This window comes from Acidobacteriota bacterium, assembly GCA_020853395.1.
Lineage (GTDB): Bacteria > Acidobacteriota > Vicinamibacteria > Vicinamibacterales > SCN-69-37 > JADYYY01.
Map to the genome: position 1 here is coordinate 59,731 of JADYYY010000003.1, position 19,313 is coordinate 79,043.

Below are 19,313 nucleotides of genomic sequence, written 5' to 3' on the forward strand. Positions count from 1 at the left end.
GGCGGCGCCATCGCCTGAAGGAGGCGAGCATGAGAAGCAAAGTGTTCACGAGTGCCGGGCTCGCGGTCGTGCTGGTGGCCGCGACGTCGGTGCCGATTGCGGGCACGCGGAGTACGTTCGTGCCCGACTGGACGTTCAAGGGATCGACGCTCGCCGGGTGGCAGGTGCTGGGCGATGCGAACTGGCAGGCCGTCAACGGCGAGCTCGTCGGCACGCCCAAGTCGCCGGGCGGCGGGTGGCTCGTGCTCGACAAGGGCCTGCAGGACGTCCAGTTCGGCGCGGACTTCAAGTGCGCGTCGGGCTGCAAGACGGGCGTGCTGCTCCGGGCCGAGAAGACGCCGACGGGCATGAAGGGCGTGTTCGTGTCGCTCGAGGAGGGCGCGCTGGGCTCCTACGCCGTGACCCTCGACGCGGCGGGCAAAGAGCTGACGCGTGAGAGGCTCGGCGCGGCCAACGGCATGATTCGATTCGCGCCGACCGCGCCGCCGGCGGGCCGCGAAGGCGGGCCGGCCGGGCCAGGCCGGGCCGGACGCGCGGGCGGAGCCGGGGCGCCGCCGGCTGCCGGGGCCGGAGGCCGCGGGCCATCGACCGTGACGAGCGTCGTGCCTCGTCCGTCCACGGCAATCAAGCCGAACGACTGGAACGACCTCGAGATCATCATCGACACGACGCTGATCCGCCCGATCGCGAACACGGGGTACATCGGAGGCAGCGGCGCAGCGGTGAGCGAGGAGATGGGCCGGTTCGGTCCGATCGCGCTCTACGTCGGCGGCACCGGCGAGGTCAGGTTCCGCGACGTCTCCTACAAGGACGTGAACCTCAAGCGGTTCGTCAAGGAACAGGTCTCGCCGAATTACCGGATGCAACGGCTCACGCCGTTCCAGTACTCCTGGGCGCAGGCTGTCGCCGACGTCGACCGCGACGGGACGAACGACATCATCATCCCGCCGTTCGTCTTCCTCGGACCGGACTACACGACGGCCCGCGAAGCGCTCTACGCCGCCGAAACGCTCAATCCGTCCACGGTGTACCCATCGGTCATGGTCGGCTTCGCCGGCGACTTCACGGGCGACGGGTGGGTGGACTTCCTGAGCACCAACGGCGGCCGGCTCTTCGTGAACCCGAAGGGCGAATCACGGCGCTGGGATGTCTACCCGAACGTGATCCCGGGCGGCGTCAGCGAGATCTGCATCATGAAGGACATCGACGGCGACGGGAAGCTCGAGCTCGTCCATGCCGGCGGCGGCGTGCTGCGCTACTCGAAGCCGGATCCGGCCAACCCGACCGGTACATGGCTGTCGACGGTGATCAGCGAGCCCGGCTCCACGGGCGGCCACGGCATCGGGGCGGGCGACATCAACGGCGACGGCAAGATGGACATCCTGAACGCCTACGGATGGTGGGAGCAGCCGGCGTCGGGGCAAGGTCTCTGGGCGTTCCATCCGGAGGCGTTCTCTCGCTGGACCGGCCGCGCCAGCGAAGGCGCCGGCGAGATGGGCGTCTACGACGTGAACGGCGACAAGCTGAACGACGTCGTCACGGTGCTGCAGGCCCACGGCTTCGGCCTCGCCTGGTTCGAGCAGAAGCGCGATCCGTCCGGGAAAATCTCGTTCGTGCGCCACATGATTGCCGACGATTTCGCTTCGAAGAACGCCGGTGGCGTCACGCTGTCGGAGCCGCATGGGTCCACGTTCGCCGACATGACCGGCGACGGCGTCCCGGACTTCATCGTGGGCAAGCGGCTCTTCTCGCACCACGAGGGCTTCCTGGATCCCGATCCCTACGGCCCGCCGGTGCTCTACGTGTTCAAGACGGTGCGCAATCCGAAGGCGCCCGGCGGGGCCGAGTTCGTGCCCGAACTGGTGCACAACCAGTCGGGTGCGGGATCGATGCTGACGGCTGTCGACATCAACAAGGACGGCGCCAACGACGTCGTCACCTCTGGCGTGATGGGAGCGTTCGTGTTCTTCGGCAAGGCGCCGGTCAAGAAGTAGGCGTCAGGCAGACGACGCTCGACGGGCAAATCGACGCCGGCCTGCTGGTGCAGGCCGGCGTCGTCGTGTTTGCCGCGTGTCCTTCGTCGCCGGCGCGCCGGGTCAGTGGAGCGTCACGCCGGCCGTCACCCACCGCCCCGGCATCGCGACGCCGACGATTTCGTGATAGGTCTCGTTCAGGAGGTTCGACCCATCGACGAAGACGTCGGCTCTCGCGAAGCGGCGCGTGACGCGTGCGCCGACGAGACCGTACGCCTGGCCATCGAAACGGCGCCGATGGTCGACGTTCAGGGCAACCCTGAACGTCTGGCCGATCGGCAGCGACAGGGAGCCGCCGATCTGATGGCGGGCGTACTCCAGGACGTACTTGGACTGCAGCGTCAAGGCCGGCGCGTCCACGTGCAGCCCCGCGTACGACAGGCGAACCATGCCGGAGCCCCAGCGTTTCGCGAGGCTGGTTTCCACGCCGGTGGCGGCCACGTCACGAACATTCGTCGATCGCCACTTGTCGGCCGGCGACGGCCGCAGCCAATCGATCACGTTCCGATCCCAGCGGCGGAACGGCGTCACGGTCCAGGTCCATCCGAGAGATGACCATTCGACGCCGCTGTCGAGCGACCAGCTCGTTTCCGGCGTGAGCGTGGGCGTGCCGAGATTCGCCGGATCGCTGTAGTACAGCTCGGTGAACGTCGGAATCCTGAAGCCGCGGCTCGCCGACGCGTTCAGCCGGAGCGACGAGGTTGCCTGGGTCGACACGGCAATGGAGGGATTGAGGCTGCGTCCGAACGTCGAGTACGCGTCCAGCCGAAGTCCGCCGTGTACGAGCGAGCGGGCGCCGGCCGGTATCGACACGTCGCCGAAGACGCTCGTGCGCGAGTAGGCATGGTCGCCGAGGTTGGAGGACGCGATCCAGTCGTGGCCGAACGACACGCCGGCGGTGGCGCGCCGGCCATCGGCGAACGCGCGGGTGACGGTGGCCGCAGCGTCGGCACCGTCGCTGTGGTGCCGGTTCTCCGCGAAGCCTGGACGTGCGATGTCCCACAGGAAATGGTCGTGATGATCCCTCGCCGACGCGCGTACTTCCGTGATCAGCGAGCCATGCACGTGCTGCCACTGGGCCGATGCGAGCGTCTGGTCCGTCCACTCCTTGGACGGGGAGTCGCCGTAGAACCCGTTCGCGCCGAAGGCTCGCCGGGCATGCCGCACGTCGAGGGTCAGCGTGGGCGTTACGGCGGCCCGCAGCGATGCGCCGCCCTGGACGAAATCGCGATCGAACATGAAGCCGCCACTGCGATTACCCCAGCCCCCGAGCGTCCATCCAGACGGCAGCCAGCGGCCCGAGAGCGATCCCGAGGCGGACGCGTAGCCATACTGGCCGCCCTCGACCGTCAGGCCCGCGTGCGCATCCTGCCGGCTGATGATGTTGATCGTGCCGCCCAGTGCATCGGCCCCGTGCACGGCCGATCCGGCGCCGTAGAGGACTTCGATCCGATCGATGCCGTCGATCGTCAGCGGCACCTCGCCGTTGTGATGTCCCGTCTGGCTGTCGTTGAGGCGCACGCCGTCCAGCAGCACGAGGTTCTGCCCGAACGTCGAGCCGCGGACGGAGAAATCGGTCTGCACGCCCTTCGGCCCGCGCGCGCGCGGATCCACGGCGGGCAGCAGTCTGAGGGCATCGATGACGGAGGTGACGCCGATGCGCTCCAGGTCTTCGCGCGTGAGGATGGCGATCGTTCTCGGGACCGACAGCAGCGGAAGCGCGTCGATCGACGCCGTGACGAAGACGTCCTGGGAGATGCGGAGTTGGGGCGTCGGGCTGTGGCCCTGGGCCCAGGCTGTCCCGGCGACCGCCACGCTCGCCATCGCCGCGGCCAACGCGCGGATCGCGGCGCGGTTCGACCTTGTCGACTGCGCTGACACGGATATCCTCCGGCGGGCTGGCTGGTCGGTCCCTCATCTGGGACGCCGCTTGCGCGCCAGCCGAGCAGTGTACCTCGCGGCGCTCTCGATATACTCGTGCGATGCTCGTGGCTCGTCGTCTCGAACTGAGCGGCCTGGTGCAGGGCGTCGGGTTCCGGTTCTTCGCGGTCGAAGCTGCGACGGCTGAAGGCCTCCGCGGCTGGGTCAGGAACCTCGTCGACGGCCGCGTCGAGGTGTTCGTCGAAGGCGACCGCGATGCCGTCGTCCGATTCGAGGCCAAAATGCGCCGCGGGCCGGCGCGCGCGCGTGTCGATCGGGTGCGCGTCGATGAGGACGCGCCTTCGGGGCAGGCGGGGCCGTTTATCATACGACCGTGACATCGACCGGCGAGGTGGACATGCAAACGTTGTTGAAGCAGCGCATTCGGCACGTACCGGACTTTCCGAAGCCCGGCATTCTCTTCTACGACGTGACGACGCTGCTCAAGGACCCCGAGGGATTCCGGATCGCGGTCGAGGCGATGGCCAAGCCGCACGAGGCCGCCGGGGTGGACGTCGTGGTCGGCATCGAGAGCCGTGGTTTCATCTTCGGGTCGGCCGTAGCGGACCGCCTGAGGGCGGGATTCGCTCCCGTGCGCAAGCCAGGCAAGCTGCCGTCCTCGACGCGGCGAGCCTCCTACGCGCTGGAGTACGGCACCGACTCGCTCGAGATCCATGACGATGCCGTGAGCCGCGGGCAGCGGGTCCTCATCGTCGACGACCTCCTCGCCACCGGCGGCACGGCGGCCGCGACCGTCGGTCTCGTCCGTGCGCTCGGGGCCGAGGTCGTCGGCCTGCAGTTCCTGATCGAGCTCGTTGGGCTCAACGGCCGCGAGCGTCTGAAGAACGAGAAGGTCGCGACGGTCTTGCAGTACTGACGGGCCAAACCGGGCACCGGTCTGCGCCGCACGGCGGAGCGGCTCAGGCACGGCGCGATCGCTGGATGCTAGACTCGCTGGGCAGCGCGATCAGCCGCGCGGGTCGGCCGTTGGTTGGGCATCCTGGAGACCTGCGAAGTCACTCGATGCGCCCGTAGCTCAGCTGGATAGAGCACCGCCCTCCTAAGGCGGGGGTCGGCCGTTCAAATCGGCCCGGGCGCACCAGCATCCTCAATAACGTGAATCACTTACAGCCGCGATGCGCGCTCGCGTGCCAACGGTCCGCTTTCTTCTGGGGTGCAATAAAGTACAAGTCTCTCCGACGCTGATCACCGAGACCCTGGTCCGCTACGAGACAAACTTGTCTCCTGGCAGCGAGAAACTGCTTTGCCCCTACTCGCTCCGCAGTGTGCCGAGCGGTTTCCTGACGAGGATGTCCAGACTTGCGACGACGCCCACAAGGCCGACGAGCGCCGCCGTCGCCACGACGCCCCTGACAACATCGCGAACGCCGGTCGCCATTCGATCTCGAGCAGGTGGCGGACGAGCACCCACGAAAGACCAGCGGCGCCGATTGCGGCCAAGAGTCCAGGCAGGATGCCAAGAAGTCCATATTCGACGGCGACCATAGCCGTCACGAGCCGCGTTCCCGCGCCGAGTGTCCGGTAAACGGCGGCCTCGTACAGGCGCTGGAACTTGGTCATGGCGACCGCGCCAATGAGCACGAGGGCTCCCGCCAGCAGCGTCACGAACCCCACAACCGTCACCCCGACGGTGACATCGTCCACAACCTCACGAATGGACGCGACGACATCACGAACATTGATGACCGACACGTTGGGATATGCACTTCAAGATCGCGACGCTCCGGACCTTCTGCTGGACGATGACGCGGGTCACGCTCCAGACGCCGATCCCGCCGAGTACCACGATCACGAAACCAACCAAGCTCAGGTAGTTCTCAGCCGTCGCGAGGTTGCGACCGAGCTGATCCTCCTGCGTCTTCCACGACCGCACGTCGACGCTATCCTGTCGCAATACCTCGCGTAGCCGTTGGGTCAGGGCGGACGGCTCTACCGGAAGGCGCGCGAGCAACTGATAGCTGGCCCGGCTGCCGAAGGCCAGCAGGGAGGTACCTTTGAGGTCGTCCAGATCGACGTAGACACGCGGACCGAATGCGATGCCGCGTCGCTGCGCGCGGTCCTTGGCGATCGTGCCTCGAACCTCGAACGGCTGGCCCGCTAGTCGGACCGTGTCGCCGACGCGCAGCCCGAGGGCGATGAGCAGCTCAGGCTGCACGACGACGCCATGGCCGGCGACGAAATCGTGCGAGAACACCCGGCCCTGTTCGAGCTCGATCGCGCCGTAGTACGGGAAGCCGTCCGAAACCCCGCGAATCTCGACCAACTTCACCTGGCGGTTGCCAACTCCTTCGGCCGCCGACGCCATCGTCTGCGTCTCGATGACGTCGAGGCCGCCCGTCACACCATACGCTTTGAATTCCGCCTCGATTCGCGCCCGCGTGTTAGCCCCGAGCGGACGTGTGGACTGGAGGATGAGATCGGCGCCGATCAGGTTGCGCGCCTCTGCCGTCAGCGCTGTCCGGACGTTCTGAACCACGCTGCGAAGCACGATGATGGCGGCGACGCCGATGCCGACGCAGAGAAAGAAGAACCCCAGGCGAGACCAGGACGTTCGGATCTCGCGCCACAGCATGCGGCGCACGAACGTCATCGCGCCACCTCCGCCGCCGGTACCCGTCGGTCGACGAGCCGGCCGTCCCGCAAGACGAGGACTTCGTTGGTGCGTGCCGCCAGCTCCGGATCGTGGGTGACCAGTACGAGGGTGCACCCACGACGACGGTTCACGTCCACGAGAAGGTCGATGATTTGATGTCCGGTGCTGCTGTCAAGGTTGCCGGTGGGCTCGTCAGCGAGAAGGATCGGGGGGGGCGTTCGCGAGGGCACGCGCGATGGCGACCCGCTGCTGCTCACCACCGGACAGTTGGGATGGATAGTGCGTCGACCGGTCTTCGAGGCCCACTTCACGAATGAGGGCGTTCGCTCGCCTGGCGGCATCTGCGACCCCGGCAATCTCCATGGGGACGAGCACATTCTCAAGCGCAGTGAGCGACGGCAATAGATGGAAGAACTGGAACACGATCCCCACCTTGTCACCACGGAATCGGGCCAGCGCTTCCTCGTCGAGACGGGTGATGTCGACGCCGTCGAGCAGGACGCGCCCTGACGTCGGCGCATCCAGTCCCGCGACGAGGCCGAGCAGCGTGGACTTGCCGCTGCCAGAGGCACCCATGATTGCCACGGCTTGTCCTCGGGCGACGTCCAGCGAGAGCGGGTGCAGGATTGTCAGGGGGCCGACGCCGCTCGGAACGGTCCGGGAGATCTCGACGAGCTGAATGATCGTGTCTGGGTCTGATATCAAGGCGTCCTCGACCGGATCTGCATGAACGTCTGATCAACGTGTTACGGCCAAGTCGCGTTCGTCGTTCGCCCGTTCGAGACTCTCGGATCAGTGTATACACTTCTTTAGGATCGTCCTTGCGATCCCAGTTGCCGCTCCCCTCGCCGTCCGTCTGCGATAATTCGCGCATGAACCTGCTGGGACGTCGGAGTCTGTCGTCCGTCTTGGGTGCAGTGATCAATGTCCTCCTCTTGGGCGCGTGTTCGGTGGGGCTGTTTCAGCTTGGTCTCTTGGCGACCACGGCAATCGCACCGGCGGACCGCAACTTCACGGCCAGCGTGCCCGTGGCGTTCACCATCGCTCCCTCTGCCTACCAGTTGACAGCGCGGCGCGACCCGAGGGCGAGGGCCGACGTCGAGGGTGCGATTCGCGGCACGGTCCGTCTCGCACGCGCGTCGAAGTCGATGGCCGTCGTCTCGCTGCTGGTGCTTCTGCCGCTCACGACCGTCATCATCGCCGTGCTCTATCGGCTGCGGCGAGTTCTTCGCGGACTGCGCCAAGGCCGGCCGTTCCTGGCGGAGAACGCGACGGACCTTCGGTTCATTGGCCTGATGGTCATCGGCGGCCAAATCGCCTGGGCAGGATTGCAGTACCTGGGCATGAGGTTTGGCGTCGATGAGCTGACGAGCGCGCAACTGGTGTTTCAGGCGCCGTTTCCGTTGAATGTGCCCATCATCGTGTCGGGGCTCGTGCTGGTGGTGGTCGCGGAGGTATTCCGCGAGGGCAACCGCATGCGCTCGGATTTCGAGAGTGCCCGCGAGATTCAAGGGACGCTCGTGGCCGAGGCTTCGTGCAGAACCGCGAACGTCGCGATCGAGTCACGCATGCGCCCCGCTCGAGACGTGGGCGGCGACTACTACGACATCATCGACCTCGGCGAGGGTCGCATTGCCGTGGTCGTGGCCGATGTGGCGGGCAAGGGACTCCCAGCGGCGTTGTTGATGACGCTCCTGCGCGGCAGCCTACGCAGCCTCATCCTGGCCGGCCTCCGGGACCGGGCGCTGATCGAGGCGCTCAATCGGCATCTTGTCGCCAATACGCCGTCAAACCGACTGGTGACGTGTTTCTACGCCGAAATCGATTCGAGACGAGGGACGTTCCGTTACCTCAACGCCGGGCACAATCCACCGTTCTTGGTGAACGGTGCGGCGATGCACACACTCGGGCCGACCGGGATCGTCCTTGGTGTGATGGACGACATGCCGTTCGAAGCCGTTGAAGTGGATGTCTCAGCCGGCGCCCGGCTTCTCGTCTACACGGATGGACTGCCGGAGGCGACAAACGTGGCTGGCGAGGAGCTTGGGATGGAGCGTCTGGCGGCAATCGTTGCCGAGAATGTCGCCGGGCCGCCGGCGGCGGTGGTGGACGCCACGCTAGCCCGCGTCGTGGCATTCGCGGGACGCGCGCCCCAGCACGACGACATGACCATCATGCTCGTCGCGATTGATCCGGCCGCGTGAGAACGCCTGAGAAATGGAAGAGCCCGTGATGTAGTCCGGCGTCTTAAGGTCTATTTAAGGACGCCAGGCTACGTTGTTCGTTGTGCGTGAGACAGGCTCCGCGGCGAGCTCTTCGGCGGAAACCGTTGACCTTAGGCAGTTCGCCTGGAGTCGAGGTCTCGTCGACGACTACATCAACAACTTCCCGAGGGTCGCCTCGTTGTTTTCGGGGAATAGCTTCCGCCCCGATGACTGGCGCTCCACCGTTGCCCGCGTGCAACGGTCCGCACCCAGTCGGAACGATCTGACAGACGTTCTGCTCAAACAGCTGGAGCGCCGCCAGGCACCTCGCGCGGCGGTCGATGCGGCGTCCCGCTTTCGGAACAGAGAGGCGGTGGCGATTGTGACCGGTCAACAGGCTGGGCTCTTTGGCGGCCCGCTGTATTCGCTCTTGAAAGCCGTGACAGCCATCCGCCTGGCGGAATGGGTGAGCGACGAGCTGCGAGTGCCTGCCGTGCCCGTGTTTTGGGTAGAGAACGAGGACCACGACTGGCAAGAGATCGCTCACGTCGAGGTGCTGGACGATGAGTCGCAAATCCGGGAGGCGAAGGCCGATGCTCCAGTTGGTGCAGGCCACTTTCCGGTGTGTTCATTTCGGATTCCGCCTGACGACCCCGCAATCGCATCGCTCGAGAGCGCACTCCCTCGCACCGAGTTCACCGAATGGCTCCTTCACACCTTGCGCCGGCGCTACCACGCCGGCGCAAGCGTTTCCGAAGCGTTCGCGGGCTGGATAGAAGACGTTCTCGGGGCTCACGGGCTGGTCGTGTTCGAGGCCCACGATCCGGAAGCCAAGCCATTGGCCGCACGTATCTTCGTCGAAGAGCTTCAGCACCCCGGTCGAACGGTGGAGCTCGTCAGGCGGCGCGCCGAGGACATGCACCGGCGCGGATACGAACCGCAGATCCTGCCGAACGAGCACAGTCTCCCACTCTTCTACCTGGGCGTTGACGGTCGACAGGCCATCCGGCGTCAGGGCGATGGGCTACTTGTCGGCGACCGGCCTGTGGCGTTCGGTGATGTCAGGCGTGAAGCGTCTAACAATCCTGAACGCTTCAGCCCGAACGTTCTGCTTCGTCCGGTCGTTCAAGACACGTTGTTTCCGACGGTCTGTTACGTTGCCGGGCCGGCTGAATTCGTCTACCAGGCGGAGCTCATGGACGTGTACGCCGCGTTCAACGTCGAGGCACCGTTGCTGCACCCTCGATTGAGCGCCACGATCGCAGACGGCGCCACGGTGCGTTTCATGAGGCGCTATCAGTTGCCCTTCCAGTGTCTGCATGACGACCGCGACACCATCCTCACGCGGCTGATGTCTCAGGAACTGCCGGATGGCCTCGAGTCGACATTTGCCGACGTCGGTCGTGTGATTGACGAACACGCCGCTCGTATCCGCGCATTGGTGCTCAATCTCGATCCCACACTTGCTGGCGCCCTCGACACCACGGTGGCACGGGCGCAGGAGTCGTTTTCGGCGCTTCATCGGAAGGCCGTGCAGGCCGCCACGCGGAAGGACGATATCGTGCGGCGCCAACTCGATCGAGCCCACGCCCTCATCTACCCGAAAGGCATGCCTCAGGAGCGATGCCTGGGCGGCGTCTTCTTTCTGAATCGCTACGGACCGGCGCTGTGCGAGCGTCTCCTCGATGTCGATCCGTTCACGACGAATTGGCACCATATGTTGACTCCGTAGAGGTGCCGCGACGACATGCGGGCCTGGGATTGGATCGCCTTCGCCGCGACGCTTGCCTACGTCGTGATTTATGGAGTGTGGAAGGCCCGCGGCCAGAAGACGGCGCGGACGTTCGCCGTAGCCGAACGAAGCGTGCCGTGGTACGCGGTGGGCCTGTCGATCATGGCCACACAGGCAAGCGCGGTCACCTTCATCTCGACGACCGGCCAGGGCTCCGTCGACGGCATGCGGTTCGCGCAGTTCTACTTCGGCCTGCCCATCGCGATGGTGATCTTGTCGTACACCGCCGTTCCGCTGTTTCGAGCGGCGAACGTCATCACCGCATATGAGTATCTGGAGCGGCGCTTCGACGCGCGCGTGCGTGCGCTCGTCAGCGGAATATTTCTCTTGCAACGCGGCTTGGCGCTCGGTATCACCCTGTACGCTCCAGCCGTTGTGCTGACGTTGATTCTGGGATGGCCCGATTGGGCCACCACCGTGCTCATGGCGGGGCTGGCCGTGACCTATACGGCTGCTGGCGGCGCCAAGGCCATCGCCTGGTCGGATTTGCAACAGATGGTCGTGATGACAGTCGGCCTCGGAGCCGCCCTCGTATCCGCCATGTGGGTCCTGCCACCCGGCGTCTCGTTCAGCGATGCCCTGACCGTAGCCTCCGCGGCCGGCAGGCTGAACGTTATTACGACTGCGTTCGATTGGAATGACCGCTACAACCTGTGGAGCGGGCTGATTGGGGGGGCCTTCCTGGCGCTCGCGTACTTCGGCACCGACCAGAGCCAGGTTCAGCGCTATCTCAGCGGCCACTCGATGCGAGACAGTCGACGTGGACTGATGCTGAACGCGGTCGCCAAGATCCCGATGCAGCTCTGCATCCTTCTCATCGGGGCGCTCGTCTTCGTGGTCTACATCTACGAAAAGCCACCGCTGATCTTTCAGGAACTGGACGACGCGCTCATTCAGGCCCCGGGATTGGCGGAACGTTACGGGCCGATTCGCGAACAGTACGAGTCAGCGCTGGCGGCTCGGCGTGATGCTGCCGAGAGACTCGTGCGGCTCGAGAAGGTCGCGGGGCCTAGCCCCGACGTCGTTCGCTCAGAGATCGTCTCGAACCTACAGAGCGCGCAGCGAGACGTCGACGGCGCGCGACGCGAGGCGGCCGCTTTGGCTGTGTCGAACGGAGGGAGTGGCGCGAGCGACACGAATTACATCTTCCTCACGTTCGTCACCAGCTACTTGCCAGTCGGCGTCGTTGGCCTCGTGTTGGCCGTGGTGTTCGGGGCGACGATGGCTGCGATCTCTGCCGAGATGGGCGCGTTGGCGACGGTCAGTGTGTTCGACGTCTACAAACGCCACGTTCGACCTGATCGCACCGACGCTCACTATCTGACGGCGTCACGAGTGGCGACGGTGTTCTGGGGCATTTACGCGATCGGGTGTGCCCAGTTGGTCAAGGGCCTGGGCTCGCTCGTCGAGGCCGTGAATGTGCTCGGCTCGCTGTTCTACGGCGGAATGCTTGGGGTCTTCGTGCTCGCCTTCTTTGCCAAGCGAACAACCGCGCGCGGAGCCTTCTGGGCGGTACTCTGCGGCGAGGCGACGATCTTCGTGTGCTGGTATTTCACGAGCATCGCGTTCCTTTGGTACAACGTCATCGGTTGCCTCGTGGTGGTCGCCTGCGGCGTCGGGTTCTCCGGCTGGCCGGCACGCGCGCCCGTGCGGGCCACGCCTCACCCCGCTCAACGCTCCCGGGACATGCCGTAGACCGGTCATAGGTGCGCTTTAAGGTTTCTCTAAGGTTCGACTCCTATGCTCCCACCCAATTGGAGGAGTGCATGCGGGTATCTCATGTGATTGCAGTTGGAGTGTCTACGGCCCTCGTGTCATTCGCTGCGGTGAGCGTGCTTGCCGGTCGTCAAGCTCCGGCTCCAGCAGCTGCGCAAGCCGACGCGTCGCGGGCGGTGACGAATGGGGGTGTCTTCGCCGCCGGTTGGACCGGGGCGATCGATGCGAGCGAGGAGAAGCGTGGCTTGACGCTTCAGAACGCCCGCCTCAGCGAGTCGAACGGCGTCCTTTCGGTCACGACCGGGCCAGCCGCGACCTATTGGAACCCGAAGAACGTCGCAACCGGCGTCTACACCGTGAAGGCGACGTTCTACGAGCCGAAGTACATGAACCTGAACGACCATCCGCATCCCTACGGCATCGTGATCGCCGGCAGCGACATGGGCACGCCGGATGCGAAGTACTTGTATTGCGCGGCCTACGGCAACGGCGTGTTCATCGTTCGCGGCTTTGGCCCGGCACCGTTCCAGATGGGAGGGCGCCGGGGCATGGAGGCGCCCTCGGTCGCGCGCGCCTCAGGCCCCGGAGCTCCGGTGACGCAGGAGATCGCGATGTCGGTCACGGCGGATGCCGTGACCTGCACGATCAACGGCTCCGTCGTCGGCACGTACCCGAAGAGTGACCTGGTCGGTCCCGGCAAGTTGAAGTCCACGGACGGCGTCTACGGTATCCGGTTTGCGCACAACACGGAGGGCACGGTCACCGGCCTGTCGCTGTCGAGATAGCAGGCCCGGCAGGATCCCCTGGTTCTTAAGCCAATCCTAAGCACCCGAACACAGGATTGACGAAGGCAGACACTGCGGTGTCGAGGTGGGCCCGTGTGTTCGGGCAGAGGAGAAACTGATATGCGCCTGAGGATGCTACTTGTGGCGACGGCGGTTGTGATGGGGTTTGGGGCCGTTGGGGTGCACGGAGCGGGTCCCACGTTCAGGGCCGACTACCGATTCACCGGATCGACCCTCAGCGGATTCACGCCAGTCGGAGCGGCGACATGGCGTGTCCAGAACGGCGAGATCGTGGGGACGCCGAAGGAGCCCAGCGGGGGATGGCTCCTTCTCGATGCTCGGGAATTTCAGAACCTGCAGTTGTACGCGAACGTGCAGTGCACCGCGAGCTGCAAGGCCGGACTGCTGGTACGAGCAGAAAGGACCGCCGACGGTGGCCTGAAGGGCATCCTCATGTCGCTGACTGAAGGCGACGTGGCACCGTATCTGGTGAAGATCGATGCGAATGGCAAGGAAGTGAGCCGGGAAGCCGTGCAGGCGCCCGCCGGGCGCGCCGGCCGGGCAGGACAAGGCGCCGCTCAGGCGGGTGGACGTGCTGGGGGGGCCGCACCGGCTCCGGCCGGCGGCGGAGCGGCAGCGACGCTTGTGATGCCCTCGACGCCCTCTCCCGAACTGGCGGCTCGTCTACCCAAGACGCTGCTGCGGCCGACAGCCACGTTTACGCCGGGAAGCTACAACGAATCCGAGATTCTCATCACGAACAATACGCTCTCAGCAAGAATCAACGGCGCAGGCTCAGGTGGGAACCGTCCTCTTCCCGACGCCGCCAAGGACGGTTTCGGGCAGATCGCGCTGTACGTCGGCGGAACGGGAGAAGCGCGCTTCAAGGATCTGGCCGCGAAGGACATCTTGAAGCACAAGTGGACGCCGGAGGAAATCGGCACGAACTATCGTGCCATTCACGTCGATCCGCACTTCTACTCATGGAGCACGGCCATTGCGGACTTCAACCGCGATGGCAACATGGATGTCGCCGCTGGTGCCTTCTATTACCTTGGGCCGGACTTCACCGTGGGTGGCGAAATCTATCCGCAGGTCACCTTCAACCAGACGACCGAATATCCGCTCGCCGCGATGGTGAATGTCGCTGACGACTTCACTGGTGATGGATGGCCCGACGTGCTCCAGATGAGCGGCGCGGCCGGGAACAGCGTCGGCACGCTCTTCGTGAACCCGAAAGGACAGTCCAGGTCCTGGCCGAAGTACGTCACGCTCCCGCAGCTCGGCAATGAAGAAACCATCTTCAAGGACATCACCGGCGACAATCAGCCCGAGCTGATCCACTCAGGCGCGAACTCGCTGCTCCAGTTCTCGAGCTTCGATGTGAAGAAATGGGACCCGGCCAATCCGACAGCCCTGTGGACGACGACCACGCTCTCAGAGCCCGGACCGTGGGGCGCCAACCTCGGCCACGGAATGGGCGTGGCAGATATCAATGGTGATGGCCGCGCGGACTACCTCAACCCGTACGGGTGGTGGGAGCAGCCCGCGGCGAGCGGGACGGCGTGGATCCATCACCTGACCGCGTTCGCACGCTGGGGCGCGACGGCAGCCGGAGCCGGCGGTGCGCAACTCTGCGGCTACGACATCAATGGGGACGGCCTGACTGACGTCGTTGGCCCGCAAGAGGGCCACGGCTTCGGCATTTCGTGGTTCGAACAGAAGCGCCAGGGCACGACGATCTCGTTCGTTGAACATAAAGTCATGGACGGGTTCCTGTCTGACAACGCGGGTGGCGTCATGTTCACCGAACCCCATGCGTCAGCCTGCGCAGACATCGATGGCGACGGGATCACCGACCTCGTTACGGGCAAGCGCTACATGGCGCACCCCGGCTATACGGATCCCGATCCCTGGGGTGAACCCGTGACGTACGTCTACCGTACGGTTCGTAACAAGCAGGCTCCGGGCGGCGCCGAGTTCGTGCCAGAGCTGGTCCACAACCGATCGGGCGTCGGCTCGCATCTGGCGGTTGGAGACATGAACAAGGACGGCATGATGGACATCATCACGTCCGACAACTTTGGAACCTTCGTGTTCCTCAACACTCGTAAGAAACCGCGGTAGAGCTTCACGCTGGCCAGCGCCTGGGGATCCATCCAGGCGTTGGCCAGAAAAGACTCCCGGGAGTAGCCTGTAGGCCTGTCGGCTGGTGTTGATGTGGGAACCTTGCACATGCGGGTGCTGCTTGTCGAAGACGATCGCGAACTGGCCGACTACGTACGGAGAGCACTGGAAGAAGAGCACTATTCGGTGACGACCTACTTCGACGGATCGGCAGGGTTGAGGGCGATCGAGACGACATCGTTCGACATCCTGGTGCTTGATGTGATGCTGCCGACCATCAACGGGTTTGAGTTGACCAAGCGCGCCAGGCTTCTGGGGCTTCGGACACCGATTCTGTTCCTGACCGGACGGGACGCACCCGAAGATATCGTGCGGGGCCTCGATGCGGGCGGCGATGACTACCTGACGAAGCCCTTCTCGCTCGCCGTGTTGACCGCGCGCCTGCGCGCGCGAACTCGGCCTCCTGACGCGGGCCGAGCCAGGCAATTCCGTTTTGCTGATCTGGCGATCGACTTCGGCCAGCGAACTGCGGTGCGCGCCGGCCGCGAGTTGAAACTCACACGGACGGAGTTCTCAATCCTCGAGTGCCTCGCGCGATCGGCGGGCCGTGTTGTGACGCGGGATCGGATTCTCGATACGGTGTGGGGCGCTCGCGAGGTTGGCAACAACAACCTTGAAGTCTTCATCCGCTTTCTGCGGAGCAAGATTGATCCGCCCGGTTCACGCAAACTGATTCAAACGGAGCGCGGCATCGGCTACAGCCTGAGAGACGAGGCATGAGCCGCGTCGCCACGATTCGGTTTCGGCTGACGGCCGCGTACGCGCTCATCATGACGATCATGGTGACGGCGACGGCGGCCCTCAGTTGGATTGCCGCTCGCAGCAGCCTGGCTGTCTCCGTCGATCGCAGTCTCGAGCGTGATCTGGATCTGTTTCAGACGAGTCTGCAGATTCACCTACGTCGGACGGAGCTGGTTCCCGCGATTCGCCAGGCCAGCATGATCGGCCTTCGAGACAACCTCCTCCGCGTCTTCGACGAGCAGGGCGGGCTGGTCTACCAGTCTCCCAGCCTCGAAAACAATTTCTCGGCGCCGCCACCGGCAGTCGAGACCGGTCGGATCACGTTTCGCACCGTGCGGAATGATCAGGAGGAACACGTCAGGCTCGCCGCAACGGCAATCGCCATCGACAGCCGTCGCTATACTGCGGAGCTGGTTCAACCTCTAACCGTGGGCGAGCGGTCGCTTGTTCGTTTTGGCCGGTTGCTCATGCTTGGCATTCCGATCGCGTTAATTCTGGCGAGCCTGGGCGGGTACTGGCTGTCCGGCCGGGCGTTGGCGCCCGTCGAACAGATCGCGCATGACGCCAGACGTATCAGCGCTGAGAATCTCTCTGACCGGCTGGCGGTACCTCGTGCCAACGATGAGCTGCGGCGGCTCTCCGAGACCCTGAATGCCATGCTCGGCCGCATCGACCACTCTGTGTCACAGTTGCGGCAGTTCACGGCTGACGCGTCACACGAACTTCGGGCTCCGCTGGCGTTGATTCATACGGCTGCGGAGTTCTCGCTGCGCCGCGAGAGTCCGCGAGAGGAACTCGTGGACGCCATGCAGAAGATCCTGCGCGAGTCAAAACATACCGCCAACCTCGTGGATAACCTGCTCCTCCTTGCGCGCAGCGACTCGGGGGAGGATCGCTCCAGCACGCTCGTGCCGCTCAATCTGTCGTCGCTCTGCAAGGATGCGGCGGATCAAGCCAACGCCCTGGCATCGGAAAAGGGCATTGCGGTATCCACGAATCTGGGCTCGACGTCGGTCGTTGTCGACGGCGATGAGACGGCGCTTCGGCGACTGCTGTTGGTGCTCGTGGACAACGCCATCAAGTACAGCCTTCCCGGCGCTGCCGTGAACCTGCGTTTGGTTGTGGAGCATCACAACGCGGTCATCGCCGTCAGCGACACCGGCATCGGCATCGCCCCTGACGACGTGGAGCGGGTGTTCGACCGTTTCTGGCGGGCCGACAAGGTCCGTTCACGGGCGGCCGGTGGCAGCGGGCTCGGTCTCGCCATCGCGCGGTGGATCGTCGAACGTCATCACGGATCGATTCGCGTCTCGAGCGAGCTGGCGAAGGGATCCACATTCACCGTCGAGTTACCGCTGTCGTCACCTTTGCCCGAAAGTGACACCTCCGCGGTGTCGCCGTTGCTTGGCTAGCTCAGCACGGTCGGCCGGGCCGGCTCCTCCCGCGTCATGAGTCCCCCTTTAAGCAAACCTTAAGGCGTCCCACTTACGATTCCCACTTGCCGAGGTGTTCTGCCGAGCACCCGACAAAGGAGCAGGCGATGCGGACTCAATTCATCATCTCTAGCGCTGCGGCGCTCGTGCTCTCGGCAGCCACCGTCGCCGCTCAGGCCGCGCCCGCGGGCCAGGTCGCGCCCGCCGCCGGACGAGGCCAGACTCCGACCCCGGCGTCATGCGGTCCGAATCCGCCGGCGGAGATGAAGAACGTTGCGAAGGGGTCGCGCTGCTTCGAGCTCCGCATGTACACCGTTCGTCCCGAAGGGCCAGGCAACGCCGACGTGAACCACGCTCGTTTCCGTGAGCGGTTCATGGCCACCTTCAAGCGGCTGGGTTTCGACGTGGTGGGCTTCTGGCAGCCGGTGTCGAAGCCGGACACGCTGATCTATCTGCTCGCGTTCCAGGACGCAGCGACCCGTGACGCGCTGTGGGCCAAGTTCTTCGCCGATCCGGAATGGACCACGTCCCGCGCGGAGTTTCAGGTCTCGGTGCAGGTCACGCAGGAGTTCATGATCGCGACCGACTACGGACCGCTGAAGTAGCAACGAGCCCTCAAGAGTCCGCCGTGACGTCGGCGAACCCGACGTGACCGCGGGCGAGGGTATGCGCATCTTCTCGAGAAAAGACTGTATGAGATTCGACGCCTCCACTGTGATCTCCGCTGACGTGTCACCGCAACGCTGGCTGCGGTCCTTCGCACATGTTGCCGCGTGCCTCGGCACCGTGCTGGCGCTCTCTGCGTGCCGTGGCGCAGCAGAGAATGCGCAGGCGGCAACGGCCACCGCCGACGAATCGCGGCTCGTGTCCGTGGCCACGGCGGTCGCAACGGAGCAGGAGATCCCGACCGTGGTTCAGGCGACGGGCGGGTTCGTGGCCGATGAGACCTTCCAGGTGACCCCGCAGGTGGCCGGCCAGATTGCAGAGACGTTGGTCAACGTCGGAGATGCAGTGCAGGCCGGCCAGATCCTCTTTCGGCTCGACAGCCGGGATGCCAGTCTGCGCCTGGATCAGGCCCGAGCGTCTCTCAAGCAGGCGGAAGCCTCTGCCGCGCGGACACGCGAGGATGCGACGCGGCGGACCGCCCTTCAAGCCAAGGGACTCGTCGCGCGGAGTGAGGCCGACACCCTGGCCACGCAAGCTGTCGTGGCGGACGCGGCCGTGACAGCCGCTCGCGCGCAGGTCGCCATCGCGGAGAAGGCGGTCGACGATACGACGGTTCGGACGTCGTTGTCCGGCTACGTGAGCGCGCGGTCGGTCTCCGTCGGCGAATACGTCGCGCCGAGTTCGAGAGTCGCGACCGTGATCCGTATTCAGCCGCTCAAGCTTGAGCTGCGGGTGCCCGAGGCTCAGGCGATGACACTTCGGATTGGCATGCCCGTGCGCGCGGAAGTCAGCGCCTATTCACAAACGGTCTTTGATGGTTTTGTCTCTGCGCTCAACCGGGCCATCGATCCGGCATCACGCGCGATGACTGCGGAAGCGCGCTTCGCCAACCAGGACGGCCGGTTGACCCCCGGGATGTTCGCCACGGCCCATGTTCGTCTTCCACTGTTAGAAAAGGCGGTCTTCGTCCCGACGAACGCGCTGCACACCATCGTTGACGGGACGTCGTACGGCGTGTTCGCCGTTGAGTCCGGCTCGGCGCGCCTGCTTGTCGTGCAGGCAGGCGACCGCGTTGGCGACAAGGTGCGAATCGACTCGGGTCTCCGCCCAGGAACCGTCGTCGCGGTTGGCAAGCTGGACCAACTGTATGACGGAGCTCGGGTGGCGACCGTGTCCGAAGGACCGCAAACGGGCAACCGGAACGACGGGAGGTAGATGTCGT

At 65.1% G+C, this 19,313-nt stretch carries 15 protein-coding genes, 1 tRNA gene and 1 pseudogene; 13 read left to right on the forward strand and 4 right to left on the reverse strand.

What is annotated here, in order from left to right; genetic code table 11:
* Positions 1-29 precede the first annotated feature (29 nt).
* Positions 30-1,994, forward strand: coding sequence for a VCBS repeat-containing protein (locus IT184_03100; protein ID MCC7007780.1), 1,965 nt, complete (start codon positions 30-32; stop codon positions 1,992-1,994).
* A 102-nt stretch (positions 1,995-2,096) separates the two neighbouring features.
* On the opposite strand, the gene IT184_03105 is transcribed toward IT184_03100, so the two are convergent.
* A complete protein-coding gene (locus tag IT184_03105) occupies positions 2,097-3,914 on the reverse strand; it encodes a TonB-dependent receptor (GenBank protein ID MCC7007781.1) in 1,818 nt (605 codons plus the stop codon).
* A 101-nt stretch (positions 3,915-4,015) separates the two neighbouring features.
* Between IT184_03105 and IT184_03110 the strand changes: the two genes are divergently transcribed.
* The 3 genes from IT184_03110 to IT184_03120 all read left to right on the forward strand — a co-directional run bounded on the left by IT184_03110 (position 4,016) and on the right by IT184_03120 (position 5,055).
* Positions 4,016-4,291 (forward strand): acylphosphatase, encoded by a 276-nt coding sequence (locus IT184_03110; GenBank protein ID MCC7007782.1) that lies wholly within the window; start codon positions 4,016-4,018, stop codon positions 4,289-4,291.
* A 20-nt stretch (positions 4,292-4,311) separates the two neighbouring features.
* The gene (locus IT184_03115) at positions 4,312-4,830 is read left to right on the forward strand and encodes an adenine phosphoribosyltransferase (GenBank protein MCC7007783.1); all 519 of its coding nucleotides are present in this window, start codon (positions 4,312-4,314) and stop codon (positions 4,828-4,830) included.
* A 148-nt stretch (positions 4,831-4,978) separates the two neighbouring features.
* Positions 4,979-5,055, forward strand: a tRNA-Arg gene (locus IT184_03120).
* Positions 5,056-5,159: 104 nt separating this feature from the next.
* On the opposite strand, the gene IT184_03125 is transcribed toward IT184_03120, so the two are convergent.
* From IT184_03125 to IT184_03135, 3 genes and pseudogenes are all read right to left on the reverse strand, one after another.
* Positions 5,160-5,666: a hypothetical protein gene (locus IT184_03125; protein MCC7007784.1), complete on the reverse strand. Its 507-nt coding sequence runs from the start codon at positions 5,664-5,666 to the stop codon at positions 5,160-5,162.
* Positions 5,644-6,564, reverse strand: a complete 921-nt coding sequence (locus IT184_03130; protein ID MCC7007785.1) for an ABC transporter permease — start codon at positions 6,562-6,564, stop codon at positions 5,644-5,646. Before IT184_03130 ends, IT184_03125 begins: the two co-directional genes overlap by 23 nt.
* A pseudogene (locus IT184_03135) lies at positions 6,561-7,272 on the reverse strand (ABC transporter ATP-binding protein). The gene IT184_03130 and the pseudogene IT184_03135 overlap by 4 nt, the downstream one beginning before the upstream one ends.
* 167 nt (positions 7,273-7,439) lie before the next feature.
* Between IT184_03135 and IT184_03140 the strand changes: the two are divergent.
* The 9 genes from IT184_03140 to IT184_03180 all read left to right on the forward strand — a co-directional run bounded on the left by IT184_03140 (position 7,440) and on the right by IT184_03180 (position 19,306).
* A complete protein-coding gene (locus IT184_03140; protein MCC7007786.1) occupies positions 7,440-8,771 on the forward strand; it encodes a PP2C family protein-serine/threonine phosphatase in 1,332 nt (443 codons plus the stop codon).
* Between the two features lie 73 nt (positions 8,772-8,844).
* Entirely contained in the window at positions 8,845-10,503 is a 1,659-nt protein-coding gene (bshC, locus tag IT184_03145; GenBank protein ID MCC7007787.1) for a bacillithiol biosynthesis cysteine-adding enzyme BshC, read from the forward strand.
* 15 nt (positions 10,504-10,518) lie between these two features.
* On the forward strand, positions 10,519-12,258 hold the full coding sequence (locus IT184_03150) for a sodium:solute symporter (GenBank protein ID MCC7007788.1): 1,740 nt from the start codon (positions 10,519-10,521) through the stop codon (positions 12,256-12,258).
* A gap of 71 nt (positions 12,259-12,329) precedes the next feature.
* Positions 12,330-13,064 carry a hypothetical protein gene (locus tag IT184_03155; GenBank protein MCC7007789.1) on the forward strand — a complete coding sequence of 245 codons (735 nt, stop codon included), beginning with the start codon at positions 12,330-12,332 and terminating at the stop codon, positions 13,062-13,064.
* Positions 13,065-13,184: 120 nt separating this feature from the next.
* Positions 13,185-15,191, forward strand: coding sequence for a VCBS repeat-containing protein (locus IT184_03160; protein ID MCC7007790.1), 2,007 nt, complete (start codon positions 13,185-13,187; stop codon positions 15,189-15,191).
* Between the two features lie 108 nt (positions 15,192-15,299).
* The gene (locus IT184_03165; GenBank protein ID MCC7007791.1) at positions 15,300-15,971 is read left to right on the forward strand and encodes a response regulator transcription factor; all 672 of its coding nucleotides are present in this window, start codon (positions 15,300-15,302) and stop codon (positions 15,969-15,971) included.
* Positions 15,968-17,404 (forward strand): HAMP domain-containing protein, encoded by a 1,437-nt coding sequence (locus IT184_03170; GenBank protein ID MCC7007792.1) that lies wholly within the window; start codon positions 15,968-15,970, stop codon positions 17,402-17,404. Before IT184_03165 ends, IT184_03170 begins: the two co-directional genes overlap by 4 nt.
* Positions 17,405-17,730: 326 nt before the next feature.
* Positions 17,731-18,030 carry an NIPSNAP family protein gene (locus IT184_03175; GenBank protein MCC7007793.1) on the forward strand — a complete coding sequence of 100 codons (300 nt, stop codon included), beginning with the start codon at positions 17,731-17,733 and terminating at the stop codon, positions 18,028-18,030.
* Between the two features lie 88 nt (positions 18,031-18,118).
* The gene (locus IT184_03180) at positions 18,119-19,306 is read left to right on the forward strand and encodes an efflux RND transporter periplasmic adaptor subunit (protein MCC7007794.1); all 1,188 of its coding nucleotides are present in this window, start codon (positions 18,119-18,121) and stop codon (positions 19,304-19,306) included.
* Positions 19,307-19,313: the final 7 nt, after the last annotated feature.